This is a genomic window from Brasilonema octagenarum UFV-OR1, assembly GCF_963888615.1.
GTDB lineage: Bacteria > Cyanobacteriota > Cyanobacteriia > Cyanobacteriales > Nostocaceae > Brasilonema > Brasilonema sennae.
In genome coordinates this window covers 11,038-34,251 of sequence record NZ_CAWPKW010000315.1, presented here as the reverse complement: position 1 = coordinate 34,251, position 23,214 = coordinate 11,038, and the positions used below count along the sequence as shown (strand labels likewise).

At 40.7% G+C, this 23,214-nt stretch carries 17 protein-coding genes; 2 read left to right on the top strand and 15 right to left on the bottom strand.

Going from position 1 to position 23,214, the window contains the following annotated elements:
- Positions 1-455: 455 nt before the first annotated feature.
- The 14 genes from AC5590_RS28130 to AC5590_RS28065 all read right to left on the bottom strand — a co-directional run bounded on the left by AC5590_RS28130 (position 456) and on the right by AC5590_RS28065 (position 17,670).
- A complete protein-coding gene (locus AC5590_RS28130) occupies positions 456-2,684 on the bottom strand; it encodes a polysaccharide biosynthesis tyrosine autokinase (RefSeq protein WP_169266618.1) in 2,229 nt (742 codons plus the stop codon).
- A gap of 24 nt (positions 2,685-2,708) precedes the next feature.
- Positions 2,709-3,809 (bottom strand): glycosyltransferase, encoded by a 1,101-nt coding sequence (locus AC5590_RS28125; protein WP_169266617.1) that lies wholly within the window; start codon positions 3,807-3,809, stop codon positions 2,709-2,711.
- A 409-nt stretch (positions 3,810-4,218) separates the two neighbouring features.
- On the bottom strand, positions 4,219-4,353 hold the full coding sequence (locus AC5590_RS28120; protein ID WP_282453078.1) for a hypothetical protein: 135 nt from the start codon (positions 4,351-4,353) through the stop codon (positions 4,219-4,221).
- Between the two features lie 195 nt (positions 4,354-4,548).
- Complete coding sequence (locus AC5590_RS28115; protein WP_169266616.1) at positions 4,549-5,859, bottom strand: NAD(P)H-dependent oxidoreductase; 1,311 nt, start codon at positions 5,857-5,859, stop codon at positions 4,549-4,551.
- An 81-nt stretch (positions 5,860-5,940) separates the two neighbouring features.
- A complete protein-coding gene (gene rfbC / locus AC5590_RS28110; RefSeq protein ID WP_169266615.1) occupies positions 5,941-6,492 on the bottom strand; it encodes a dTDP-4-dehydrorhamnose 3,5-epimerase in 552 nt (183 codons plus the stop codon).
- A 215-nt stretch (positions 6,493-6,707) separates the two neighbouring features.
- Positions 6,708-7,559: a phytanoyl-CoA dioxygenase family protein gene (locus tag AC5590_RS28105; protein WP_169266614.1), complete on the bottom strand. Its 852-nt coding sequence runs from the start codon at positions 7,557-7,559 to the stop codon at positions 6,708-6,710.
- Positions 7,560-7,605: 46 nt separating this feature from the next.
- A complete protein-coding gene (locus tag AC5590_RS28100) occupies positions 7,606-8,595 on the bottom strand; it encodes a glycosyltransferase family 2 protein (RefSeq protein ID WP_169266619.1) in 990 nt (329 codons plus the stop codon).
- Between the two features lie 517 nt (positions 8,596-9,112).
- A complete protein-coding gene (locus AC5590_RS28095; RefSeq protein WP_169266613.1) occupies positions 9,113-10,141 on the bottom strand; it encodes an NAD-dependent epimerase/dehydratase family protein in 1,029 nt (342 codons plus the stop codon).
- A gap of 179 nt (positions 10,142-10,320) precedes the next feature.
- A complete protein-coding gene (locus AC5590_RS28090) occupies positions 10,321-11,262 on the bottom strand; it encodes a glycosyltransferase family 8 protein (protein ID WP_169266612.1) in 942 nt (313 codons plus the stop codon).
- Positions 11,263-11,386: 124 nt separating this feature from the next.
- On the bottom strand, positions 11,387-12,604 hold the full coding sequence (gene lhgO, locus AC5590_RS28085) for an L-2-hydroxyglutarate dehydrogenase (RefSeq protein WP_169266611.1): 1,218 nt from the start codon (positions 12,602-12,604) through the stop codon (positions 11,387-11,389).
- Between the two features lie 98 nt (positions 12,605-12,702).
- On the bottom strand, positions 12,703-13,476 hold the full coding sequence (gene rfbF, locus AC5590_RS28080; RefSeq protein WP_169266610.1) for a glucose-1-phosphate cytidylyltransferase: 774 nt from the start codon (positions 13,474-13,476) through the stop codon (positions 12,703-12,705).
- A gap of 429 nt (positions 13,477-13,905) precedes the next feature.
- Positions 13,906-16,098 (bottom strand): tetratricopeptide repeat protein, encoded by a 2,193-nt coding sequence (locus AC5590_RS28075; protein WP_169266609.1) that lies wholly within the window; start codon positions 16,096-16,098, stop codon positions 13,906-13,908.
- A 67-nt stretch (positions 16,099-16,165) separates the two neighbouring features.
- Positions 16,166-16,945: a PP2C family serine/threonine-protein phosphatase gene (locus tag AC5590_RS28070; protein WP_169266608.1), complete on the bottom strand. Its 780-nt coding sequence runs from the start codon at positions 16,943-16,945 to the stop codon at positions 16,166-16,168.
- Between the two features lie 50 nt (positions 16,946-16,995).
- Positions 16,996-17,670 (bottom strand): vWA domain-containing protein, encoded by a 675-nt coding sequence (locus AC5590_RS28065; protein ID WP_169266607.1) that lies wholly within the window; start codon positions 17,668-17,670, stop codon positions 16,996-16,998.
- 823 nt (positions 17,671-18,493) lie between these two features.
- Here AC5590_RS28065 and AC5590_RS28060 point away from each other — a divergent pair.
- Positions 18,494-19,912, top strand: coding sequence for a response regulator (locus AC5590_RS28060; protein WP_169266606.1), 1,419 nt, complete (start codon positions 18,494-18,496; stop codon positions 19,910-19,912).
- A 124-nt stretch (positions 19,913-20,036) separates the two neighbouring features.
- Here AC5590_RS28060 and AC5590_RS28055 read toward each other — a convergent pair whose 3' ends face one another.
- Positions 20,037-20,627, bottom strand: coding sequence for an HD domain-containing protein (locus AC5590_RS28055; RefSeq protein ID WP_169266605.1), 591 nt, complete (start codon positions 20,625-20,627; stop codon positions 20,037-20,039).
- Between the two features lie 92 nt (positions 20,628-20,719).
- On the opposite strand from AC5590_RS28055, the gene pheT reads away from it, so the two are divergent.
- Positions 20,720-23,152 (top strand): phenylalanine--tRNA ligase subunit beta, encoded by a 2,433-nt coding sequence (pheT, locus tag AC5590_RS28050; protein ID WP_169266604.1) that lies wholly within the window; start codon positions 20,720-20,722, stop codon positions 23,150-23,152.
- Positions 23,153-23,214 lie beyond the last annotated feature (62 nt).

Genomic DNA, 23,214 nt, shown 5'->3' with positions numbered 1-23,214 from the left:
GGGGTTTTAAACCCAAAGACTTCCGTTCGGTGAACTCTACAATTTATGCGCTTGTTTTTCTTTCTTATTCTGAGTTCTGAGTTCTGAGTTCTTTTCGATAAGACACAATAAACAATTAAGATTTTGTCTTTTAATTAATACCAAATCTGCTTAATTACTTATCTTAAAGAAGCAAGGGGGATCGCAAGGCACCAGAGAGTAGGTAACTCGTGCTGCCACAATGCACCGCCAAGGGTGCTGTTGTTGTGGGAAGAGAAAATAAAACCTCGTTATACCATCGGTATGGCGAGGAGTAGGAGCGTGAAACTCGTGCCCCTACTAATAAAAAATACGGCATATGCTTTTCTACGTGGCATGTGCCGCTTTATTTATATTTTTGTCGTGCGTTGGTTCTCGTTTGTCGAGCCACCTATGTTCTTTGTAGTGTACGCCTTGCACTCAGCTGTGCGGTAGTTTTATTTCTCCACTGCTTGTTGCAGTGCAAATCGTTGTTGATGTGTATATGGCACAAATGTACTATTAGAGTTTGATACCCCATTTGCCACAACTCCAAGTAAGTTTAACCGGCTCAGCATGGCTGTAGCTTGTGTGAGTTGAGTTCGAGTTACTCTACCTATGCTAGCTACCATAACCACGCCACGACAAGATGATGCGGTAAGCATCGCATCAACTAAGCCAAGAACTGGGGTTGAATCTACAACTACCAAATCATAGTTCTTCTCAAATGATGCCATTAATTGCTGCATCCGAGGAGAACTTAGCAGATTAGCTGGATCAGCAGGTGTTGGTCCTGCGGTCAAAATGTCGATATAAGATGAGCCTGAGGATTGGATACTAATCTGATTGGGTATTGTGACCTCACTTGCTAATAGAGTAGAAAGCCCCTGTTCGTTCGGGAGATTTAGCTGTTTGTGCAGACTGGGTTCACGTAGGTTGGCATCAATGAGCAGTACGCGTTTATGTAAACGAGCTGCACTCATTGCTAAGCCCAATGCTAGACCAGACTTACCGTCATCAGATAAAGCCGAGGTAATCATTAAAGATTTGAACGAAGCAACAGAGTTCAAAAGTTCAATGTTTTTATAAATCAGATCTAGCGATTCCCAACGCGGTGAAGATTGCAATACCTGAATTGTCCAAGGAGCAGGGACATCTGGCTTACCAAATGGTAACTTGATAACTGATTCTCTGGTTTTAGCAGGTGGTAACTTGGGAGTTGTTCCCAGTATCGGTAAAGAAACCTGCCTTTCCAACTCAGCTGTGGTATGTACAGAATCATCGGCTGCTTCACGGATGAAGGCAGCAATACCTCCTAACATCAACCCAACTACTGCACCTAGCATGAGATTTTGCTGGAGGTTGGGACCCAACTGTTCACCTACTTGAGGTTCTTCCACGATTTCCCAGTTAAATCCTCCTTTGGCAATTTCTTGCCGTAATCGCTGTTCTGCTTTCAAAAGTTCCTGCAATCTTTCCCGGCTCAGTTGTACTTGCGGCTGTAGGCGACCGTACTCAGCTAACAAATTGGGAAATTTTGTGAGTTGCTCACGTAGTTCTTGCTCTTTGTTGCCCAGAACTTTATCTTTTGCTTCTAAAGATACTATTGTGGTTTGTGTATCCACCAACTTCGCAGCAAGGTTGAGATCAATTGCGCTTTTCTGTCCTTGCTCTAACAAAGACGGTGGTTGGGCAGTTGCTTGAGAAGACTCTCCCCCTAAGGTTCGTCTTTGCTCTTCTTGCAATAGTGCCTTTTGACTTTGAAGTTGACCTGCCAACTTCTGCACGCTTGGAGCTTCCTCTGTAAACCGCAAGCGTTCTTGTGCTAGAGACAGTTCTGTTTTTTGAATTTCGTTCAGTAGTCCTTGATAGCGAGTAGACTGACTCAGACGAGCTTCGACAAGAGCAGTCTGTGGTGTACTTTGAAGTTGTTTTTGTATATTTGTATACGTAGCATTAGCTTCTTTATACAGAGAAAGAACTGTGCCGCGTTCTTGCGAAATTCTGCTTAATTCGTCCTGTATAGCTTTTGACTGGGACTCAGGGTCTATAAGTTGTTGCGTTCTGCGAAACCTTTGTAAGTTAGCCTCAGACGAGGTAACTTCTTTTTTTGCTTTCTCTAACTGTTCTTGAATAACTTTAAGCCCTTTTCTTAAACGCTCATTCTGCTGCTGAATGTTGTAACCTAGATAAACTTTCTGAATTGCTTGCAGAACCTTATGTGTTTTAATTGGGTCTTTTTCGGTATATTTGACGTCAAATATTTTAGTAGCAACATTATCGTCTTTGTTTTTAATTTGACTCAAAACCAAAGAACCTTTTAACTCACCTACCGTCATGTCTGGATATTCGCGCTTGAGTTCAGTCACTGCTTTTTTGAGGAGTGGAGAACTTTGCATCAAGCTCAGTTGGGTTGCAGCGTCTACCTGAACAGTAGGATCGGTAAACTGACTGTCTACACCACTACCTTCTTTCGTTCCCTGATAGTTAGGTTCTACCAACAGCTGCATTGAGCTTCTATAGGTAGGATCTGTTCTTTTTGTCATCACACCTGCAACGGCCACAGAAGCCACAAATGCAGCTAAAAACCAAGGAAATCTGCGGATTAAAACCGCAAATAGTTGTCCGTAACCCGGTTCTGACTCAGTAACTGGATTTCCGTATGGACTAAGACTGCTCTGAACCACTTTTACTATCCCTCAGCTAACAAATTAAATGAATAATGTATTTACAGTACAAGCTTGTTCAATAACTTGCTCAACTTTGTTAAAGAAAGCTTCTTCCGAAAAGTTTGCCACTGCATGACTACGGATGTTGTTGTAATCCCAATCGATTTCCCTGGCTTCTAGTAGTGCAGCTTGGAGTGATTCAGGTGTTTGTTTCTTAAAAAAGACTCCTGTTTTACCAGGTATTTGAGTATCTAATACCCCACCCGCTCCAAAAGCGATGACAGGTGTTCCACTAGCATTGGCCTCTACTGGAACTAAACCATAATCTTCTAGGGCTGCAACTATAACAGACTTTGCTTTAGAAAACAACTGAGTGCGTTCTATATCAGTTACGTGTCCTAAAAACTCAATATTGGATAATGCTTGAGACTTTAACCTCTCCTTTTCTGGACCACTTCCTGATATCAGCAACCGCCATCCCAGCCAGTTAAAAGCTTCGACTATTATATCAAGACGTTTGTAGCTGATCATCCGAGCCGAGGCAAGATAAAAATCTTCTTTTGTATCTGAAAAAACAAATTTACTCGTGTCAATCGGATAGTTAATAACAATGGCATCTTTACGGTAAGTACTTTTAATCCGACGAGCTACAATGCTGGAGTTAGCAATGTAAAGGTCAGGTTCCTGTGCATAGACAAGGTCTACCTTTCTCATCATTTCAAAAACTTGGTCGATTAATGGAGCAAAATATCGATAATCTCCGTACTCACGTAAATAAGTTTCTGTGTCCCACAAAAAACGGGTAATGTTATGACAAAAGCAAATATGGCGGCTCTTTTGGTTCTTGCGCACTGCTTTGGCAAAGCTTGTGCTACTGCTGATAATAAGGTCGTAGTCTTGCAAATCTAAGGCGCGAAAGGCTGGAAAATATAAGGGAGCCATCAGGCGAAAATATTTCGCTGCTCCTGGAATATTTTGTAGGAAGGTTGTATTGACAATGCGCTCGCCAATGTCAATGGTTTTTTCCGGGTCGTATAAGGAAGTAAAAACATCTGCTTGGGGGTAGCGCTTACAGAGTAACTCGAAAACGCGCTCTGCCCCTCCTTTCTGGGTTAAATAATCATGCACCAAGGCAATTTTCATATTTTTCCTTAATTTATTGACTCTATACAACTATTTACAAGTGGTGATAGGTTTGCTCCGAAGACTGCACCGACACTTCACAGATCACAGACTCTAAATGCAAATCTGATTCAACCCCCTACTTGTTCTCAAGATACTAAAACATGATTTTACGAGTGTTAATTTTTAATAAATATTTTGTAACGAGAGAAGAAAGAAGTTAGTAACCCATTGGGTAAATTGGGAAGTTGAGATTTATATTGGCTACTTGCTTATGTTGTTGATGAACAGAACTGATACACAGTCGGTGAGCGTGAGCGAAGTATTGCAAAAAGAGCTTAAATGGTAATAGCTTATACCATAATATCCAAACAAGGTACCGCAATAACTCTAAAAGAATTCCGGATTGGGCGATGGCTTCGCTAACGTATTAAATCAGTACGTTACCAATAGCAGCCCGATTTGCCTGGAGTGAAACCTTTCGGCGCATTTGTTGACGAACTTGAATTTTGTGTGATAATAAATTATCGATGCTAAGTGTACGCTGAACTAACTGATCTCGCATAAGTGTCCTGAGTTGGAAGAGTAGTTAAAGATTTATTATGTTTGGAATAACATCAAATCGAAAGAAGAACCTCATAGCCTTTGCATAACCTTTGCATAAGACCAGAGATTCTTTACTACTCAACCTATGCTTTTTTTTGTACCGAAGTCAACCTTATAACATGAAGTATTAGTTAACTTCGGATGAAGAAATTATTTAAACTGCTGCTAAAGTTTTAGATTTGGTGAAATAAGCGTTTTGCTCAGTTCGCAGTTTGTCGCATAGTCTGTCTTCAGGGAGTTCTACATCGTCGTAGGTCAAGACTTGATCTTTTGAAATGTCTCGCTTCAGGCGACATCCTTCCGCTAGACCTATTGGTAAAAGGTTTTGCTCTTGAACGATGTTGGAATTTTCACATTGCCCGTATGTCATGTAGTACCCAATGCCATCCAAGGTTTCTCCAGCCTTGAGGTCGATTTTGGCAGTAGTGATCACATCTACCAGAGGACCACCTAAAGGACTTAAGACGTAATCTTGGAACAGAACAGCGCGAGCAACAGACAATGGCACCTCAAAGTGACAGAGGTGATAAGGAATGTAAAAGCTGTAGAGCGGACCTTCACCTAACTTGTACAAGTTGAGGTAGTGACGCTGCTTGGGATCCTCGTGGGTTCCAAAGACAAAGACCCCTGGACCTGGTTTTGTACCAACGACGTAATCAACGATACCACCCAGTTCTTTGAGTTGTTCGACATCGTACATTTTGGTCATTTCATCAACATGACCGTTAAAGTCATATCCCAGCATTCCTCGCTTGGCAACTTTCATACCTGTGGCATTGGCAACTATTGCTTGCTCAAAGGATATCTTTGTTCCATCAGCAAAGCTGGTGACCATGTGAGGTTTTTGACCCCAACGTTTGGCAAATGCTTCTTGTGTCGTCGGGTTGCGATAGGGGTCTTGTAAGCCCTTAATATTACCACACAATAATGGAGTTAAGCCGATACTCTTGACGAAGCGGTAGAGATTCATTTGCACTCCTGGCTGATCCCCATCACAAGCGGTGAGGATAACTCCTGCTTTGTCAGCGTAAACTTTGAGAATAGGACCGATGGTGCCATCTAATTCGGCGTTCATCATAATGATGTGCTTGTGATGGGCGATCGCCTCCATCACAACATGAGCGCCAAATTCTACTGCACCAGTCACTTCAATCAGAGCATCGATACCCTCGGCGCGACACAGTAACATTGGATCTTCGGTGACTGCGTATTGATTGCGGGCGATCGCCTCTTCTAATTCGGTGACGCTGGAAACGACTTTGCTATCTTCAATACCTGCTTCCGAATATGCTCGCTTAGCTGCATCAACACTTCGGTTGGAGATAGCAACCAACTCCATACCAGGAACGGAATTTTTAATTTGATTGGCAATTCCGCGTCCCATAAAGCCAGCACCAATCATCCCAACCTTGATGGGGTTACCTGCTTCTGCACGAGCTTGTAAGGCGCGATCTACGATAATCATTGGTTAATCTCCTAGAATAATATTTGCGAATTGCTTAGTTGTTGATTGTTAATTAGTCGTTTTTCCCATCACCACTAACAACTAAACATTTCCTCCAACGCTCATCATTTTCATCAAAGGCCAATTCTTATCCTTCTCGGAAATATCAGTTACTTCCAATGGCCATTGAATATTAAAAAATGGATCATCGTAGCGCAACCCCCGCTCATATCCAGGTGTGTAAAACTCTCCTACCTGATACCCGACCTCAGCAGAGTCTGTTAGTGTTTGATAGCCGTGAGCGAACATTTCTGGAACATATAAGGCGCGATGATTTTCTGCGGTTAATTCCACACCAATATATTGAAGGTAAGTTGGAGACTCAGGACGCATATCAATAATCACGTCATAGATAGCGCCTTGGGTACAGCGGACTAATTTTGTTTCTGCTGCTGGTAGAGTTTGATAATGCATTCCCCGCAGCGTCCCTTTTTTGTAGTTGAAAGATAGATTGCATTGGGCTACCGTTGGCTTTAAACCATGTGCCTCAAATTCTTGAGCGCAGAAAGTACGGGCAAAGAAACCACGATGATCCTGCTTTTGTTCCAAATCAATGATGTACGCGTCTTTGAGTTCAGTTTCTACAAAAATCATGGGTAACCTCGCTTGAAATCTTAACTACACAGTGGCACTCGGTCATTTCGGATTTTTCTTCGTGTTTTTTGCAACTTTTTTTGAAGCCCTGTAGAGGTATAGGGGTGAGGCAGCAATCGTTATGCACCGAGGGTAACCCGAAGACAGATGACTGCTCACCAAAAGGGCTTCAACAGGAGTAGAACACAAAGAAATTCTTCAACTCAAGAACCGCACTATCTTAGAGCTGTGACAGATGATGGTTCTTGATATGGCTCTGGTTTTGCAAAAGTATCATCCCAGTACTGGGTGCAAAGTTCTGGTCGCTTCGGTGGGTTTGCAGTGTAAGTAAAAAAGAGTGCTGGTCTTTCTTCTGTCCGTAGTGTTCCGTGGTGTAAAGCGACTTTTGGATCTGTAAAAATCACAGTACCTGCTGGACCTGGACATGATTTCCACTTGTCTTGCGGGATGACTTCCTTAAGCTGTTCATCAGTAATTCCTAAGTAACCCGACTGCCAAAGCTTGTAGTAAATCCGGTAATAATTGAGACTGTGTAAAGGAGTCAAAGAGACCGGAACGTATTCAAAAGGACCGTGTTTTTCTTCCACATCGGACAAATAAATGATCATTTTGAGCATCCGACGGTCTTCTGAGTCTTTATGCCATAACAGTGTACCAAACTGATCTTCGTTAGGAAAATCTTTACGTAAATGTACGCCCTGAAAGGCAACAGGAAGACCGATGTAGTTTTCGATGATATTAACTAGCTTTTGTTCCCGTCCCCACTGAGAAAATTCTGGTAAATCTGTAACGGTGTAAATTTGCGGCAGTCTTTTTGTTAGGTGACTATTGCCTGCATCTGTCATTCTAGATAGTTGATTGTAAGATGCTTTGAGAAGAGCAGATGTAGAGCCAAGTCCCAACTTTTCGAGTGTTGTCACATAAACTCCATCGCGTTTGAGGGTATCGACAATCACGCGATCGCTTTCTTCCAGAGCAGGCAATTTTCTTGTATGGTTTAGGAGTGCTGCTCTATAACCTAACTCAGATCTCAACTGAGATAATTTGTTGATAGTACTGTTAAACATAGAATAACTACCTTGTTGGTTTGATTCATTGCAAGTCTTATTTTCGTCAGTTTTGAGTGAATGGTTCTGTTGTTTGTGCCATTTTGAATTCTTTAGTAGGAACTGCGTCAAAAACAGACAGACTTACTAAAGTCAAAAAGGGAACTATTGTTTTCATAGTGAACATAGGCCATCTTCTCAAAGCACCTAAGAAAACTTTCAAATTAGCTTCTTTGAAACTCTGGAACATCATCCTACGGTAAAATTGCTTAGAGTATCCGTTCTCCTCCAACTTCGTAATAACTTCCGGTAAGTGCTTATATTGCATTAATATTGCTGATTGTGGATCTTTTTGCCAATAACTCACACCAACAATACATTCCATATAAATATCTTTAGTAACAATTATCTTGCCATTAGCAGCGCAATATCCAGCTAAGTATGCTAAAGATATCCAGTTATTCTCAGCTTCTGACCAAATTTGAAGAGCGCGTTGTACTAATTCAGTACGATATATCGAAGCCGTGAGAAAGATGACTGCGCCAACACTTTTTGAAAAACAGTGTTCAAAGATAGCTTTACCGTCACCACTTCCATCTTCATTATCAACATCAAACCAACGGTTACCTACTATTGTGGGTGGATGTACAGGTTCCCCGGTAATTTGGTTACGGCCAGAAAAGTTAAGGAACAATAATGATAAATCTTCATTTTTTTTGAGTTGGTTGATGACATAAGCAACTGCTTTATCCTGAATGGGATCATCATCACCAATTGTCCAAACATATTTAGTCGTTGCGGACTTTAAGCAATGAATAATATTCCGCATGACACCGATGTTTTCATAATTTCGGCTGGACTTAAATGTAATATGACTGAGATTTTTTTGCCACTTCTTAATCACCTCTTGAGTATTATCAGTTGAACAATTATCTGAAACAAAAATTTCACATTCCGATTCTAAGCCAGCGATCGCTTGAGCAACCCATGCCAGTTGCTTATCAAGTAGTTGAGCGCGGTTGTAAGTCGGGATCGCGATAGTGAGTAGTTTCTTCATGGTGGACTGTACATAAGGTTGTGTTTCATCTAAATTGAGTTGATGTGGATTTTGCATATCTGAATTTTGAGTTTTGATTTGAATAAGCTAAGGTGTGACAAGAAAATGAGATGAAGAATTAAGACTGCAAGAAGACAAATAACTCAGGTATTAAAATCATACTACTGATAGATACTATTACTTCTCAAGACTCCTCAACAAACCCAATTCACATTTTTAAATATACAGAAGGCTTTTTCTATTCAAATCATTGGAGTATACTATTAACTACCCTTGGTATATCATCGGTTTACGTTATGGTATTATGTCTCCTGCTGCTCTTAGATGTTCAACTAGCATCAATCATGGAACAAGTTTGATAGATATTTTGACCAGTACAAAAAAAAAGCGATAATAATCATATTCAATGGTGGAATTACTAGAGTATGATACATTTATGATTTCAACAATTCCGAAAAAATAGATTTGAGTCGGAATTGTTGAAATCACTTTTTTGTCTATAACTTCGACAAGATCATTACTTCTGACTCCAGAAGAAATCTTTGTCAATTTGTTGTGTACGAATGAGGTATTCTAATTGCTTCAAGCGAGTGAAGCCTCTAGATAAGAAAACTTCTTCAGTCATATCAATTTGCGAGAACAAATCATGCAACTGTTGTGCGCCTCGTTGAGCATTCCAATCACACTTAAAGCCAGGTAGAACAGTATTGATTTTCTCAAAAGACACGCGATAACTACGATTGTCTGCACCTTGAGTGCCAAAGCTTAATTGACAACCTGGGAAAACTTGAGCAATAATTTCGGCAACTTCTTTGACTCGATAATTATTTGCTGTATCTCCCACGTTAAAAACTTGGTTGTGTACGATATCACGAGGTGCTTCTACTGTGCAACCAATTGCTTTACAAATATCCAGCGCGTGAACTAATGGACGCCAAGGCGTACCATCACTAGTCATCTTAATTTGTTTGGTTGTCCATGCCAAACCTGACAAATTATTTAAAACAATATCAAAGCGCATTCTGGGGGAAGCACCAAAAGCAGTGGCGTTCCGCATAAAACTCGGAGAGAAGTCATCATCTGCTAATGGCTTGACATCTCGCTCTACTAATGTCTTACATTCTGCATAGGCGGTTTGGGGATTGACAGGAGATTCTTCTGTGACATCACCTTCAGTAGCAACGCCATAAACACTGCATGAGGACATGTACACGAAGCGACGCACACCCGCTTCTTTTGCCAATTTGGCAAGACGAACTGAGCCTTTATGGTTAATTTCGTAAGTAATGTGTGGTGCAAGCTGTCCAGTGGGATCATTTGATAGTTCAGCCATGTGAACGATCGCATCAACACCTTGCAAATCTTCTACGGTGATATTGCGAATATCTTTATTGAGAGTTTTGGCTGTTATCTCAGTACCGTTGTACAACCAACCTACTTTGTAATAACCAGTATCTACTCCGATTACTTCATGTCCCCGTTCAATTAACAACGGAGGTAATAAACTACCAAGATAACCTTCAGTACCAGTGACTAGAATTCTCATTGTTTTTCGTTCCTATTCAACTTTAGTTTCACGTCGTAAACAAATTACCTTGGTGAAGTACGGTGCATCATTCTGTGTAGGATGGTTCAGGCAGTTTCATCATCATGGATTGATGACTACAGAAATTCTTGCCTTTGCTCATCTTCTGTGTATATGTTATGCACCGTAACACACCATGTTTAAAGTTTTGAAGTAGTTAACGATGTTACTTTCATAAATTTTCTCCAAAATCGTCTCCAAATGGTATCTCGCCATCCTGACCAGTGTGTCATGTCAAGATATTGGAAGAACAAATGTTTTTTTGGATGTTTACATTCTTCTCGCAATCCTGCATACCAGGGTTTGGGAGAATTCGTAAAATGAATAACGCAAGGGTTGTGCTGTAGTTCGTTATAAATATCCTCCGTGAAAGGGCTGTTTTTCCAGGATGAATATTCATACATTTTGGGCATTAGATTCCATTTGGGGTGAAGTTCTCCCCATTTCCCAGCAAGAACTGCGTTTAAACCATCCTGATCATTGCGTACATACTCTCTATTTTGTTTTATGTATTCAAGGACTTTTCTGCCAATATCTTGTGATCGCCACTTGTCAAGATTTATCACTAAAAGTCCGGAGTTGAAATATTTCTCATCCGGACAAATTCCCACTTCTCGGTAGTTTTTTAAACCTTCAGACATTCCTACGTACAATTCAACATCGTCTTGAACTGCTAATGCATAGTTCTCTCCCATGTCAATCGTCCATAACTCTGCCAAGTCTCCCGTGACTACCATGTCGGTGTCTAAGTAAATAGCCTTGTGAAATTCTTTTGGTAAAAACTCGGTAATTAGAAGCCGATAATAGCAAGTCGGTGTTAAATGTCTAGTCAATACTAAGTTTTCAAAGACTGCATTGTCTGGCTGTATCCATGAAATACTGACCTGTTCTTTGTTAAATGAGTTACTAATTCTGCGTTTATTGGCTTCGGTAATACCTCCATCAAGAACATATAATGCTATCTGATGATTCTTTTTCAGGTTGGCAACTGCGGAACGAACAGTAACAGCAAGCGGCATGGCATAGTTATTATCAGCAGCACAAACAAGAACGATTGGCTGAACATCCGAGTTAAGGAACATTAGTTTTACCCTGACAACTAATTACAACCTTAAATTAGATGTTCTCGCAAATTGAAGGATGCCACAATGCCTGTGCTTTTTCTTAACACTATGAACTTAACTAAGCACAGGCAAGCGAATTATTTTAGACTTGAGTGACTACAGCCTTGAGATGCGGCTGTTGGGGGATTTGGGCAACAATTGCTTTGCCTATTTCTATGGAAGATGTTGCTGCAGGGGAAGGGGCATTACAAACATGGACGGAGTTTTGACCTTGAACAATCAAAAAGTCATCTACCAGTTTGCCATCATTCATCAGTGCTTGAGCGCGAACACCTGCGTGAGTAGGAACTAAATCCTCTTGTTGAACTTCAGGAATGAGTTTTTGCAAACTTCTGGTGAAAGCTGCTTTACTAAAGGAGCGAATAATTTCTTGTATTCCTTCGTCAGCGTGTTTGGCTGCGAGTTTCCAAAAACCAGGAAAAGTCATCACTTCTGCAAAATCACGCAAGTCAAAGTCTGTTTTTTTATAGCCTTCGCGCTTAAGGCTTAAGACTGCATTTGGTCCAGCGTGTACGCTTTTATCAATCATGCGTGTAAAATGGACACCCAAGAAGGGAAAGTCTGGATTGGGAACTGGGTAAATCAAACCTTTCACCAAGTAGCGTTTTTCTGGTGTGAGTTCGTAATACTCTCCCCGGAAAGGAACAATTTTTGCTTTGGGATCTGTTTTGCCCATTTTGGCAACGCGATCGCTATGTAATCCAGCACAATTAATCACAAAGCGAGTTTCAAAAGTTCCACAGTTCGTTTCTAATACCTGATGTTTTCCACTGGTAACTATTTTTTCAGCCTTGGTACTGAGATGCAGTTCTCCTCCCTGCTGTTTAATGATTTCGGCATATTTGTAGCAAACTTGCTTGTAATTTGCAATACCAGTTGAAGAAACTAGAATTCCGCCAACGCTAGTCACATGAGGTTCAATTTCTCTGACTTCCTCTGGAGTAATTCTTTTAACGTCTATGCCATTTTCCAAACCTCGCGTGTAAAGATTTTCTAGGCGAGGTAACTCTGTTTCATTGGTTGCAACTATGACCTTACCGCAAATTTCATGCTCAATTCCATGTTCTTGGCAAAATTCCACCATTGAAAGACAACCGTCACGGCAAAATTTAGCTTTGAAACTACCCGGCTTGTAGTAAATACCAGAATGAATGACGCCACTATTATTACCAGTTTGGTGAAAAGCCCAATTGCTCTCTTTTTCTAAAACTAGAATACGAGCATTAGGATAGCGTTTACCTAAAGCCATAGCGGTGGAAAGACCAACAATTCCTCCACCTATAATCGCGAAGTCATACATGAGTACTCTAGCTCCCGGAATATAGAAATATGAATCAAGAATGAAAAGTCAAAATCAAGAACGATGAGTGAAGAATGAATGTACCTTTTTGTTTTCTCTCACCATACCTTCCAAGGAGCCTTATTATTCTTCCACAAATCATCGAGATAATTTTTATCTCGTAAAGTATCCATTGGTTGCCAAAAGCCAGTATGCTTGTAAGCAGATAGCTGTTCCATTTCTGCCAGCTTTTCTAATGGTGTCTGCTCCCAAACAGTAGAATCATCGTTAACGAAATTGATGACTTCTGGCTCTAAGACAAAATAACCACCATTAATCCAGGCTCCATCTCCTTCTGGCTTTTCCCGGAAACTAGTAATTTTTGTTTGTTCTTGTCCTAGGACAATAGCACCAAAACGTCCGGGTGGTTGAACTGCTGTCATTGTTGCTAAATTATTTTGTTTTTTGTGAAAATGAATTAATTCTTCAACATTGACATCACTGACACCATCACCGTAGGTGAAGCAAAAAGTTTCATTCCCAATATGCTCTCTGACTCGCTTCAACCGTCCACCTGTCATTGTATTGTCACCTGTATCTACTAAGGTGACACGCCAGGGTTCTGCTTTACCTGCATGCACGTTCATCTGGTTAAATCGCATGTCAAAGGTTACGTCTGACATATGTAGGAAGTAGTTGGCAAAATACTCCTTTATGACGTAACCTTTGTAACCACAGCAGATAATAAAATCATTAATGCCGTAGGTGGAATAAATTTTCATAATATGCCATAATACAGGCTTACCACCAATTTCCACCATAGGTTTAGGTTTGATGCTCGTTTCTTCACTGATACGTGTACCAAGACCTCCAGCCAGAATTACTGCTTTCATAAACTTATCTCTAGGTTTTTAGGTAGATGAGCTATCAACTTTTCATGCGCTAAGTAGAGAAAAATTTATTTTTTAATTTTCTCAGTATATAATTTAGCCGTAAATTTACACTTAAGTATGAAGACAATATAAACAAATCTATCTTAAGTATGAAAAAATGAAAAAGCTTTGTAACTATCTTAAATCTACAGATAAGAGGACTAAATAAGGTTTCAAAAATGCAAGATAAGACAGAGAAAATAACCAAGTCTTACTCTTTGATAATAGTAAAAAATAACTTCTTACAGAATTGCGAACACACAAAATAATCAATACTAACAACGCATGTTGGCGCAAACCTAGGCAAGACTCAGGACGATACTTTGAATTTTTAGACAGATCTGATCCGAGGTTTCCTCAGATCAGAATCTTGGTGGGGTAGTTCCGTACTTAGTTGCTTTTTGAGGATGTATTCGTGGTGGTTTGCAAAAAAGTATCGCATTTATTTTCAACAACAACACAGATGCTGCTTAATGCTTGTTGGTAATTATCCATATCCTCTTGTTCCAAAGATATTTTAGCAGCCTTTTGCAAATCATCAACTGCTTGCTTATTATACTGACTAGATTTGCCACCTCCATATTGTGCAAGTTCGTAGCGGACAACACCTCGTTTTAAATAGACTTTTGACAGTTTGGGATTGATATTTAATGCCTGATCAAAGTCAGCAATTGCCTGTTTATATTCTTGCTCAAAATCACTGCTATATTGTGCTACTTGATAACGTACCAAACCTCGCTGAAAGAAAGCTTCGGCTTTTGAGGAATTCAAACCAAGTGCCTGATTGAAGTCAGCAATTGCTTTTTTATACTCATTTTGAGAATCGCCACTGTATTTAGCAACTTGTGAACGAACAACACCTCGTCTGATGTATGCTTCTACTTCCTTCGGATTAAGACGCAGGGCATTGTTATAGTCTGCAATTGCTAGATTATACTCTTTGTCTGGATCGCTGCTATATTCAGCAAGCATATGGCGGGAATTTCCTCGATTGACATACGCTTTTGTTTCCGTGGGATTGATTCCAATTGCTTGAGTGTAGTCTGCAAGTGCCGCTTCATACTCTTTGAGGTTGTAGTGAGCATTGCCACGGTTTACATAAGCTTTTGCATATTTTGGATCTTTTTGTATTGCTTGAGTGAAATTTTCAATTGCTTGTTGGTAATCTTTGACTTTGTATGAAGCATGGCCCTGCTTGTAGTAATCAGCAAAATTTTGATTGTTGTGCGTTTTCTTTTGTTGCAAAGAAATCAAATTTTGCCGAGCGTAAGAATTTTCAACAAGAAAGGGGCGATTTGTGAATTTTACCATTAAATCCAAATACCCCAAGGCACCAACAAGACCAAGCAAGCAGAAAACAACAGGGTATACATTCTGCTTTTTCTGAGGTTTATAGTAAGGAATTTTTTGGGTAAAGACAGAACTACGATAATTAGTGTTAGTGAATGGACTGGTTGGTTGTGGCGTACGAGGAACTTGAGTTTGGCGTTTTTTCTTTGGTACTCGCGGTTGTAAATGTTCTTTATTTGCGATCGCCTTTAAAGATGGGAATGGATCACGTCCACCTAATCGCAATGTACGTTCGCACCAAGGACATTTGTCCAAGTGGTTACTATAGCGATGCTGGGGGTTAACAGTGCAGCTGATGAGCGAGTTTTCTGCATCAGCGAGTGCTGTGAGCCAGGTTTGAGCATTGGGGCGTATCTGCGGGTTGTTGTGACCATCCTCAAAACAACGTATAAATAGTTCCTGTAAGCCCGGAGGAAGAATATCCCAACGAGGTGCGATGGGTGTTGGAACGTAAGGGACGCTACGCTTTTGACTGTAGGTAAAATGTCCCGCTACAATGCGTCCTTCATATGGTGGAGGTTCACCTGCTCCTTGATAAATCCCGGAAAATGGGTGTGTCCCTTCCATTAAAAGTTGAAAGATCAGTACCGCTAACCCAAACAAGTCATGACTGAAATTGCGATCGCACTGAGCAAAGGTTTTGTTGTGAAGTTCTGGTGGGGTAAATTCTGCTTTCCCTACGTGACAGCGATAAATGATTCCATTTTCTGGATCTTTTACCTGGAATGAATCGGTGTCTACTATTGTCACCAATGCCATATCACTAACCAGGATATTGGATTCATTTACATCGCCAACACAGTATCCGCGATCGTGTAACGCAAAAAAAGCCGAAGCGAGATTGCGAGCAGTGCGGATTAAATACTGATAGTTGAACAAAGGACACTGCTGGCGGCGAGTTCTAGGATTGTAAAAGTCGATGATTGGACGCATTCCCTGAATGCGCGGCATCAAAAAGCCTATCACCTCACGGCTTGGATCCGACGAGCGCAACAATTCAATCGGCCAAGCAATTGAAATATGCCCCAAACTGGCGGTTGGGTTGTCTGGCGGGTGGGCAAGCATGACCTCCAGTTTGCGGGCTTGGGCAGGTGTTGGTTTGTGGTAAACCTTCGCCACTAAACCAGCATCTGTTGGTACTGTGTATATGCAGGCCTCACCGCCTCGTCCTAAACTGACGGTCAGGCTGACATTACTGATTTGTTGGTTGGGAAAACAACGTAGTACCTGCATGATATATTTTTATAGATACCCTATGAGTTTATACACTTCCACACAAACGAATTCGCACACCTGTTTATTAATCACTCAAAGCAGCAATTATGAGTGTCAAGTCATCATCTGTACGTTGCGTGATTCGCTCGGAACGCAAAAACCTCACTAACTGCTCTCTTGCCACTGTTTTGTCATCAGCATTCGCTGCGAAGTCAAATAGTGGAAGGAAGAATGGTTTATGAGGAACTCCCACTGCCATATTCATGGCAAGCATTTGTAGTCCATCTGTGAGGATACCAACATTGGCTACTGCCTGACGCCATAATCTTAGTTGCACAGCATCTAGGGCTGTCGGTGAGGTCAAAAAAACTGTTTCGTTGATATATTCACCACTGTCAGGCATGGTCAGCGCGATCAGGTTATCCTGAAAATCTCTCACCACTGCCACACCATCCCCGATTTGTGCCACTGCCACAAATTCTGGTGTTGCCAACGCAATAATCAGCGTACTTGCCAAATCGAAGGACTGCTTCTGGGAAGCGACGGCTTCTTCTTCGACAGCTTTCTTGGCAGCAATTATTGCCTCGGTCAAAAGTGAGCGCGCAGCATTATCATCGACTAATGTTCGTCGAGAAAATTCTTTGATAGAGATGTTTTCTATCGCTGTTTCCACAGCAATCATTGCTCCCACCTTACCCATGCTTGCACTACCTGCTCCATCCGCTGCCGCAACCACTAAGATATTATCTGGCAAAATCTGCCAATGGTGAGCATCCTGACACAATTGTTTGTTCTTCAAATGACTTGTTCCACATACCGATGCAGCTACTACCCGCCAATGAGGTCTTTGTTTAGAAGTGTTCATAGATGATCTTTGGTTAGTGCTCTTTTTTGAGCATTTTGTCACATCTTCTACTAAACAGAACCCCAACCAATAGGTGGTAGTGCCACTTGTTCGTCTACTTTGGAATGAGAAACCGCTGACATACTGGCTGATAGCCAAACAAACATTTCAACAAAATTGAGTCCTTGGAGTTTTAAGGGTGTACGTACAGCTATTTGACTTAGCCGCGTCATATTAGCATTGTCTACACCAACAGTAAAGAATGCTACACGTTTCCTTGATTCATCTTCTTTTAGACGCCGCGCTGCTTGCTCTACAACATCTTCAGACTCGCCTTGTGGCTCACCGTCAGTAATCATAAATACCCAAGGACGATAGTAAGCAATACCATTGGCGCGATATTGAGCTTTTCGTTCTTGAATCATGTCCAAGGTTTTATGAATTCCAATACCCATACTCGTCAGTCCCTGTGCTGTTAGTAGCGGCGGACTGAATTGGTCAGCAGTCACAAAATCCTGTACTACATTCACATGACTATCAAAAGTAACTATTGCTACTTCAACCCTCCTTGCCGCTAAAGCATTTTTTGTTAATTCTTCCCTGAAACTCTGTAAACCCTGATTTAATAAATCTAATGCTACACCTTGCATTGAGCCAGATGTATCTAGAAGTAGTACACAAGGACAACGAGGTTCTGGATTTTCAGCAAACTCAACTACTTCATCAAGTTTTAATGTATCATGCATAACTTTTCGTGTTATGTTATAGTCCAAAGCTTAGCTTTCCTTTTCCTCAAAGTATATAGTTTATAGCACTGACAAAACCATATCTAATTTTTTTTGGTTCAGATAGCTTACTATTTCTTTAACAAAAATTCCGCCGCTAAATTCATAACAAATTTTTGGTTGAATTTTCTCTCAGACAGAATTGAAGTAAAGCTGAGCCAACAATTCGTCAGCATAATCTTATGTGCAAGAAAAACGAGTTTTATACGTAATACGTATACGATACAGTATCTCAGTACCTTTGCTGACGTAGAAATTTAAAGATTCGATGTAGAAAGGTAGGATGAATGATGAAAATAACTAATTGAAGTTTATCAAATGACTCAGAGCACGACTCCTCTGTTAGCTTAATTAACTAATTAAAATTAAACAAGGATCATGCAAAATTCAGCAACTACAACTGGGAGTAGAATAAGTGGAAAATTGGACGCATTTTGTCTGGACTGTAAAAAGACCCCTATGTTCAACCAGTGAGAGCGCAACCACTTTTTCCAAATTTTGGTTGGAAATCCAACACCTGACTCCCCAGCCACTCGCATAGAACTCATACTCAGTTGTTTTTTGTTTAAAAAACTTGAAAAATTTACTTTGTTAGTCATGTTACAAAAACATGTAATATACAAGCTATAATATCCCTTTCTAGCTTGTAATATATGTATATAACTCAAATGACGAGAAAATTTCTGTATAAATAAATCTCAAAGTTAGAGAGATACTATTATTTATTACCGATCACTCGAATATTCCAACAATCGGTCTCCTTTTACAGAAAATCTCTAGAGAAATGAATAATTTTGGCACATTTACCAAACTACGTCCTTTAAGCTTATTGAGACATCTATCTAATTGTTCTGAGAGTACTTGTTTACAAGTGTTTAGCAGTTCTATTTCCTGGTCAATATATCTAGAGCAAGGAAAAATAACATATGCTACTCATTCAGTTGAACCGTTTGATCGCTTGGAACGTCATTTGCGTCGCTTAAGCCATCATGTTCCTAGCATCGTCGGTGAGGTTCGTGTTCAATTACGTTTGATGTTTGAACCAGACACCAAAAGTCAATCAATCATCCATGACAGTGATACTCAAGATGAATTGATTCCTGCTCCATTACCTCCAGAATATCAAGCTATTTGCTGGTTAGTGAGCGAACGCTATTTACATTCTACACAAGCAGCAGTCCTGATCCAAGAATTGGTAAAAGAAGTGCTGGAGTCATATCTTTTAACCAAAGAAGCGACTTTTACATTAAAAGATTCTGATTGTCGAGTTCCAACTATTTGCAAGCTTGATGCCGAAAAAATTGCGGAACGTTGCCAACAAAAGTTGCAGAATTGGCATTCCTTGGGACCCCAAATTTCTTCTCCCTATCAACGTCCATATTTGTTAATTAAAACCACAGATAGTCCAAATAAATTATCAGGAATAGACCCTCAGTTAACTGAGTGGATGAAGGGTTTTAGTTTGCGACATTTGTCAGTGATTATGAATCAAGACGAAGTCCAACTAGCCAAAACATTATACCCTCATATTTTAAATGGCACTATACTATTACATGAACCAGATCCACCCTTTGATAAATTACCAAAAACTTTTACAGATGTAATATCAGTTTCTCGTTCTGTTACGCAATCAGATCAAACTAAACTGGTTGATTCGGAAGTAGGATCAACTCGCACCAGATATTCGGATAACTCTGTTATTTCTGCCAGTCATGCCGTTACTCAACAGCGAAAAACTCCAGTTTCTCCGGATAAGGAAAAAATTCAGAAATCAACAATATCTAATAATAACAATCTTAAACATGAAGCAGGAACTTCCGCTACTGTCACCCCACGAAAAGTCTACAAAGTTATTTCTGTAGATGATAGTCCCACCATGCTTAAAGAAATTAGCCGCTTTTTAGAAGATGAAAATTTTTCTGTCGTGACAATCAATGATCCACTCAAAGCCGTTATGTCCGTTATTAGGTACAAACCAGACTTAATATTACTGGATTTGAATATGGACGGAATGGATGGTTATGAATTATGCCGAATCGTCCGAAATAATTCAATGTTCAAAAAAACTCCCATCATTATGGTGACAGGAAATAAAGGACTTGTAGACCGTGTAAAAGCTAGATTGGTAGGAGCTTCTGGATATTTAACTAAGCCTTTTACTCGTGCGGATTTACTCAAAATTGTGTTTACGTATTTGGCTTAGGGATTCAGCTATTAATTACTAAATAAACAATCTAGTAATTAGGATGTAAAAAATGCTAAGAATATTATTTAGTGTGTATATTAGTTAGTGTAGATTTTTTCGTATTTTGCTGGCTGATTTGAGTTTAATCCCTTAAATCTTTTAGTGCTCTAGATATAGATTTTAGTTGCTGTGCGGACAAAGCTTGATTGGCACTTTGAAAAAATACTGATAAATTTGCTAGCTCCAGGTGTTCGTATACACTAGCTTGTAAAGCCATTTCTAATCGGTCAAGTTGATGAACAAACTGTGATTCAGCAGATTCCCCCTTTTCGTATTCCTCCCATAAAGCAATCCACTCTAATCCATGAGGAAGTTTATTCAGTACTTGAAGAATAGACTGCTTTTCTAGTTGATATTTCTGATTTTTTTCAATGGCATCTTTTGGAGTAAAGTCCCCAGCATAGACTTCTCCTAAATCATGGATTAAAGCCATACGAATGACCTTAGTTGTGTCTAATTCAAGGTGATATTCATCAGCCAAAAATAAAGCTAATAATGCCACACAAAATGAGTGTTCTGCAACACTTTCACAAGACTTTGGTTGAATACCGTGGTTTAGCCAACCCTGACGATAGAGATGTTTAAGATGATTAAACTCAAAATAAGCTTCAATAATAGGCAAAGTTTGCTTGCCGTTTAAAAGAGTAATAGGTAAAGCAGCTTTTGTGTGCATAATTCCAAAATGTGTGAGGAACTTCGTGGAATAGTTCTAGAATAGTCTATGCATTAATTTAGCTTAGATTTCAGACAAGGCAACACAAGACCATGCGTATCTCACTGAAATGGTTGCAAGAACTAGTGGAGTTGAAACTTAGCCCAGAAGAATTAGCACAAACGCTGACACTATCTGGGTTTGAGGTAGAAGATATTGAAGATCGCCGCACTTGGGCTGCAGGCGTTGTTGTGGGGAAAGTGCTGGAACGACAACCGCATCCCAACGCCGACAAATTAAGTGTTTGCCAAGTCGATATCGGTACGGATGAAACTTTAAATATCGTTTGTGGTGCTTCCAATGTCCGGGCAGATATTTACGTACCCGTAGCAACTGTAGGCACCTACTTACCAAACATAGATTTAAAAATTAAACCCGCGAAACTACGAGGAGTTCCATCACAGGGGATGATTTGTTCCCTCAAGGAACTGGGTTTGCCCAATGATGTAGACGGAATTCATATTTTTCCTCAAGAGAACTTGGCACTTGGTAGCGATGTACGTCCACTGTTAGGTTTAGATGATGTGATTTTAGATGTCACCGCGACTGCTAACCGTGCTGATGCCTTATGTATGGTTGGTATCGCGCGGGAAGTCACAGCCTTGACAGGGGCAAAGCTAACGCTTCCTCAAGCAGGTGAAGTTTCGATTTCTCAAGGTGGGTTTAATTTAACTTTAAAAATCGCTGATACACAAGCTTGCCCAGCATACATTGGCACGGTGATTGACCAGGTAAAAATTGCACAATCACCTGAGTGGCTGCAACAGCGCTTGCGTGCTGCTGGAGTGCGACCCATCAATAATATTGTAGATATTACTAACTACGTAATGTTGGAATGGGGACAGCCACTACACGCTTTTGACTGTAACCGTTTACAATCGGTTGCTGGAAGTGAGAATCTGGCGATCGGTGTCCGCTTCGCCAATGCTGGGGAAACTCTTAAAACTCTCGATGGACAAACTCGCACTCTATCTACACAAAATTTGCTGATCACCGCTAATGATAAACCTGTTGCGATCGCAGGAGTTATGGGTGGCGAGGAAACCGAAGTGCATGATGGAACTCAAAACCTCGTTTTAGAAGCAGCGCTATTTGATTCAGTCGCAATTCGGCGTTCTTCTCGCAGTGTCGGTTTAAGAAGTGAGTCCTCTGGAAGATACGAACGGGGAGTCAACCGCGCTGAGTTGGAAGTCGCAACTCGTCGTGCGTTATCGCTGATTAGCGAACTGTCTGGAGGAGTTATCATACATCAAGAAATTAATGATTCTCGTCCTGATCGCTCTAGTTGGTCGCGTTCGATTGAATTACGCTTGGATCGAGTCAACCAGGTTCTCGGACCAACCGATTTAGGTGAGCAAACAGGAGAAATCCAAGGCGAAGATGTTGAACGCATCCTCACAGCATTGGGATGTCAACTCACTTCCATACCCGATAACAAGTGGATGGTTTCCGTACCTCCCTATCGTTACCGCGACTTAGAACGGGAAATAGACTTAATTGAAGAAATTGCTCGTCTCTACGGCTATGATCGCTTTTGCGATACCTTGCCAGACAAGGCAGAAGCAGGTTATTTGCCTCTTGAACAAGAACTGATTCGCAAGTTACGAGCACTATTGCGAGCAGAAGGATTGACAGAATTAATCCACTATTCCTTGGTAAAACCTGGGGAAGATAGACAAATCGTTTTAGCAAATCCGTTATTTGTGGAATATTCGGCGTTGCGAACTGACTTGATATCGGGATTAATTGATGCATTTCAATACAACCTGGAACAGGGCAATGGTTCGCTGAACGGCTTTGAAATTGGACGAATTTTCTGGCAAGAAGAAGGTTTGCAAGAAACAGACGTTATTGCTGGGATTATGGGAGGCGATATTTCCTCCAGTAAATGGACAACAAGCGATCGCGAACAACCAATGACTTGGTTTGAAGCCAAAGGTATTTTAGAAAATGTGTTTCAACAGTTTGGCTTGCAGGTAGAATATCAACCGGATTGCAGAGATTCCCGCTTGCACCCAGGACGCACTGCTTCCCTATGGATAGGAGGTAATAGGCTTGGTCTGTTTGGGCAATTGCATCCCCAACTGCGGCAAGAAAAAGGTTTACCAGATTCAGTCTACCTGTTCCAGTTGGATTTAGATGTGCTTTTGGATTCTCTAGATGAAGATGAAATCTTAACACCACAATTCCACCCTTACTCCACTTATCCAGCCGCAGACCGAGATATTGCTTTCTTTGCGCCTGTTAAGGTGAGTGTTGCCGAAATTGAAAAAGTCATCACCAAAGCAGGTAAAGAATTACTGAAATCTGTAGAATTGTTTGATGAATATCACGGGGAGCATGTGCCCCAAGGACAACGGAGTTTGGCATTTCGCTTGATTTATAGAGTAAGCGATCGCACCCTCACCGATAGCGAAGTTGAACCAGTACATAATAAAGTCCGCGAAGCCCTAGCGGAGAAATTTGGCGTAACTTTGAGGAGTTAAGCCACAAGAAACAAGAGTGAAAACTAAAGAAATTTTTTGCTCTTGTTTGTTCCTGTTTTGTT

Excerpts from the sequence above, each read along its gene's own strand:
- pheT (WP_169266604.1), top strand. The coding sequence starts at position 20,720 with ATGCGTATCTCACTGAAATGGTTGCAAGAACTAGTGGAGTTGAAACTT.
- AC5590_RS28105 (WP_169266614.1), bottom strand. The coding sequence starts at position 7,559 with ATGTTTAACAGTACTATCAACAAATTATCTCAGTTGAGATCTGAGTTA.
- AC5590_RS28125 (WP_169266617.1), bottom strand. The coding sequence starts at position 3,809 with ATGAAAATTGCCTTGGTGCATGATTATTTAACCCAGAAAGGAGGGGCA.
- AC5590_RS28120 (WP_282453078.1), bottom strand. The coding sequence starts at position 4,353 with ATGCGAGATCAGTTAGTTCAGCGTACACTTAGCATCGATAATTTATTA.
- AC5590_RS28070 (WP_169266608.1), bottom strand. The coding sequence starts at position 16,945 with ATGAACACTTCTAAACAAAGACCTCATTGGCGGGTAGTAGCTGCATCG.
- AC5590_RS28115 (WP_169266616.1), bottom strand. The coding sequence starts at position 5,859 with ATGATTATCGTAGATCGCGCCTTACAAGCTCGTGCAGAAGCAGGTAAC.
- AC5590_RS28090 (WP_169266612.1), bottom strand. The coding sequence starts at position 11,262 with ATGTTCCTTAACTCGGATGTTCAGCCAATCGTTCTTGTTTGTGCTGCT.
- AC5590_RS28065 (WP_169266607.1), bottom strand. The coding sequence starts at position 17,670 with ATGCATGATACATTAAAACTTGATGAAGTAGTTGAGTTTGCTGAAAAT.
- rfbC (WP_169266615.1), bottom strand. The coding sequence starts at position 6,492 with ATGATTTTTGTAGAAACTGAACTCAAAGACGCGTACATCATTGATTTG.
- AC5590_RS28075 (WP_169266609.1), bottom strand. The coding sequence starts at position 16,098 with ATGCAGGTACTACGTTGTTTTCCCAACCAACAAATCAGTAATGTCAGC.
- AC5590_RS28095 (WP_169266613.1), bottom strand. The coding sequence starts at position 10,141 with ATGAGAATTCTAGTCACTGGTACTGAAGGTTATCTTGGTAGTTTATTA.
- AC5590_RS28060 (WP_169266606.1), top strand. The coding sequence starts at position 18,494 with ATGAATAATTTTGGCACATTTACCAAACTACGTCCTTTAAGCTTATTG.
- AC5590_RS28055 (WP_169266605.1), bottom strand. The coding sequence starts at position 20,627 with ATGCACACAAAAGCTGCTTTACCTATTACTCTTTTAAACGGCAAGCAA.
- rfbF (WP_169266610.1), bottom strand. The coding sequence starts at position 13,476 with ATGAAAGCAGTAATTCTGGCTGGAGGTCTTGGTACACGTATCAGTGAA.
- lhgO (WP_169266611.1), bottom strand. The coding sequence starts at position 12,604 with ATGTATGACTTCGCGATTATAGGTGGAGGAATTGTTGGTCTTTCCACC.
- AC5590_RS28100 (WP_169266619.1), bottom strand. The coding sequence starts at position 8,595 with ATGAAGAAACTACTCACTATCGCGATCCCGACTTACAACCGCGCTCAA.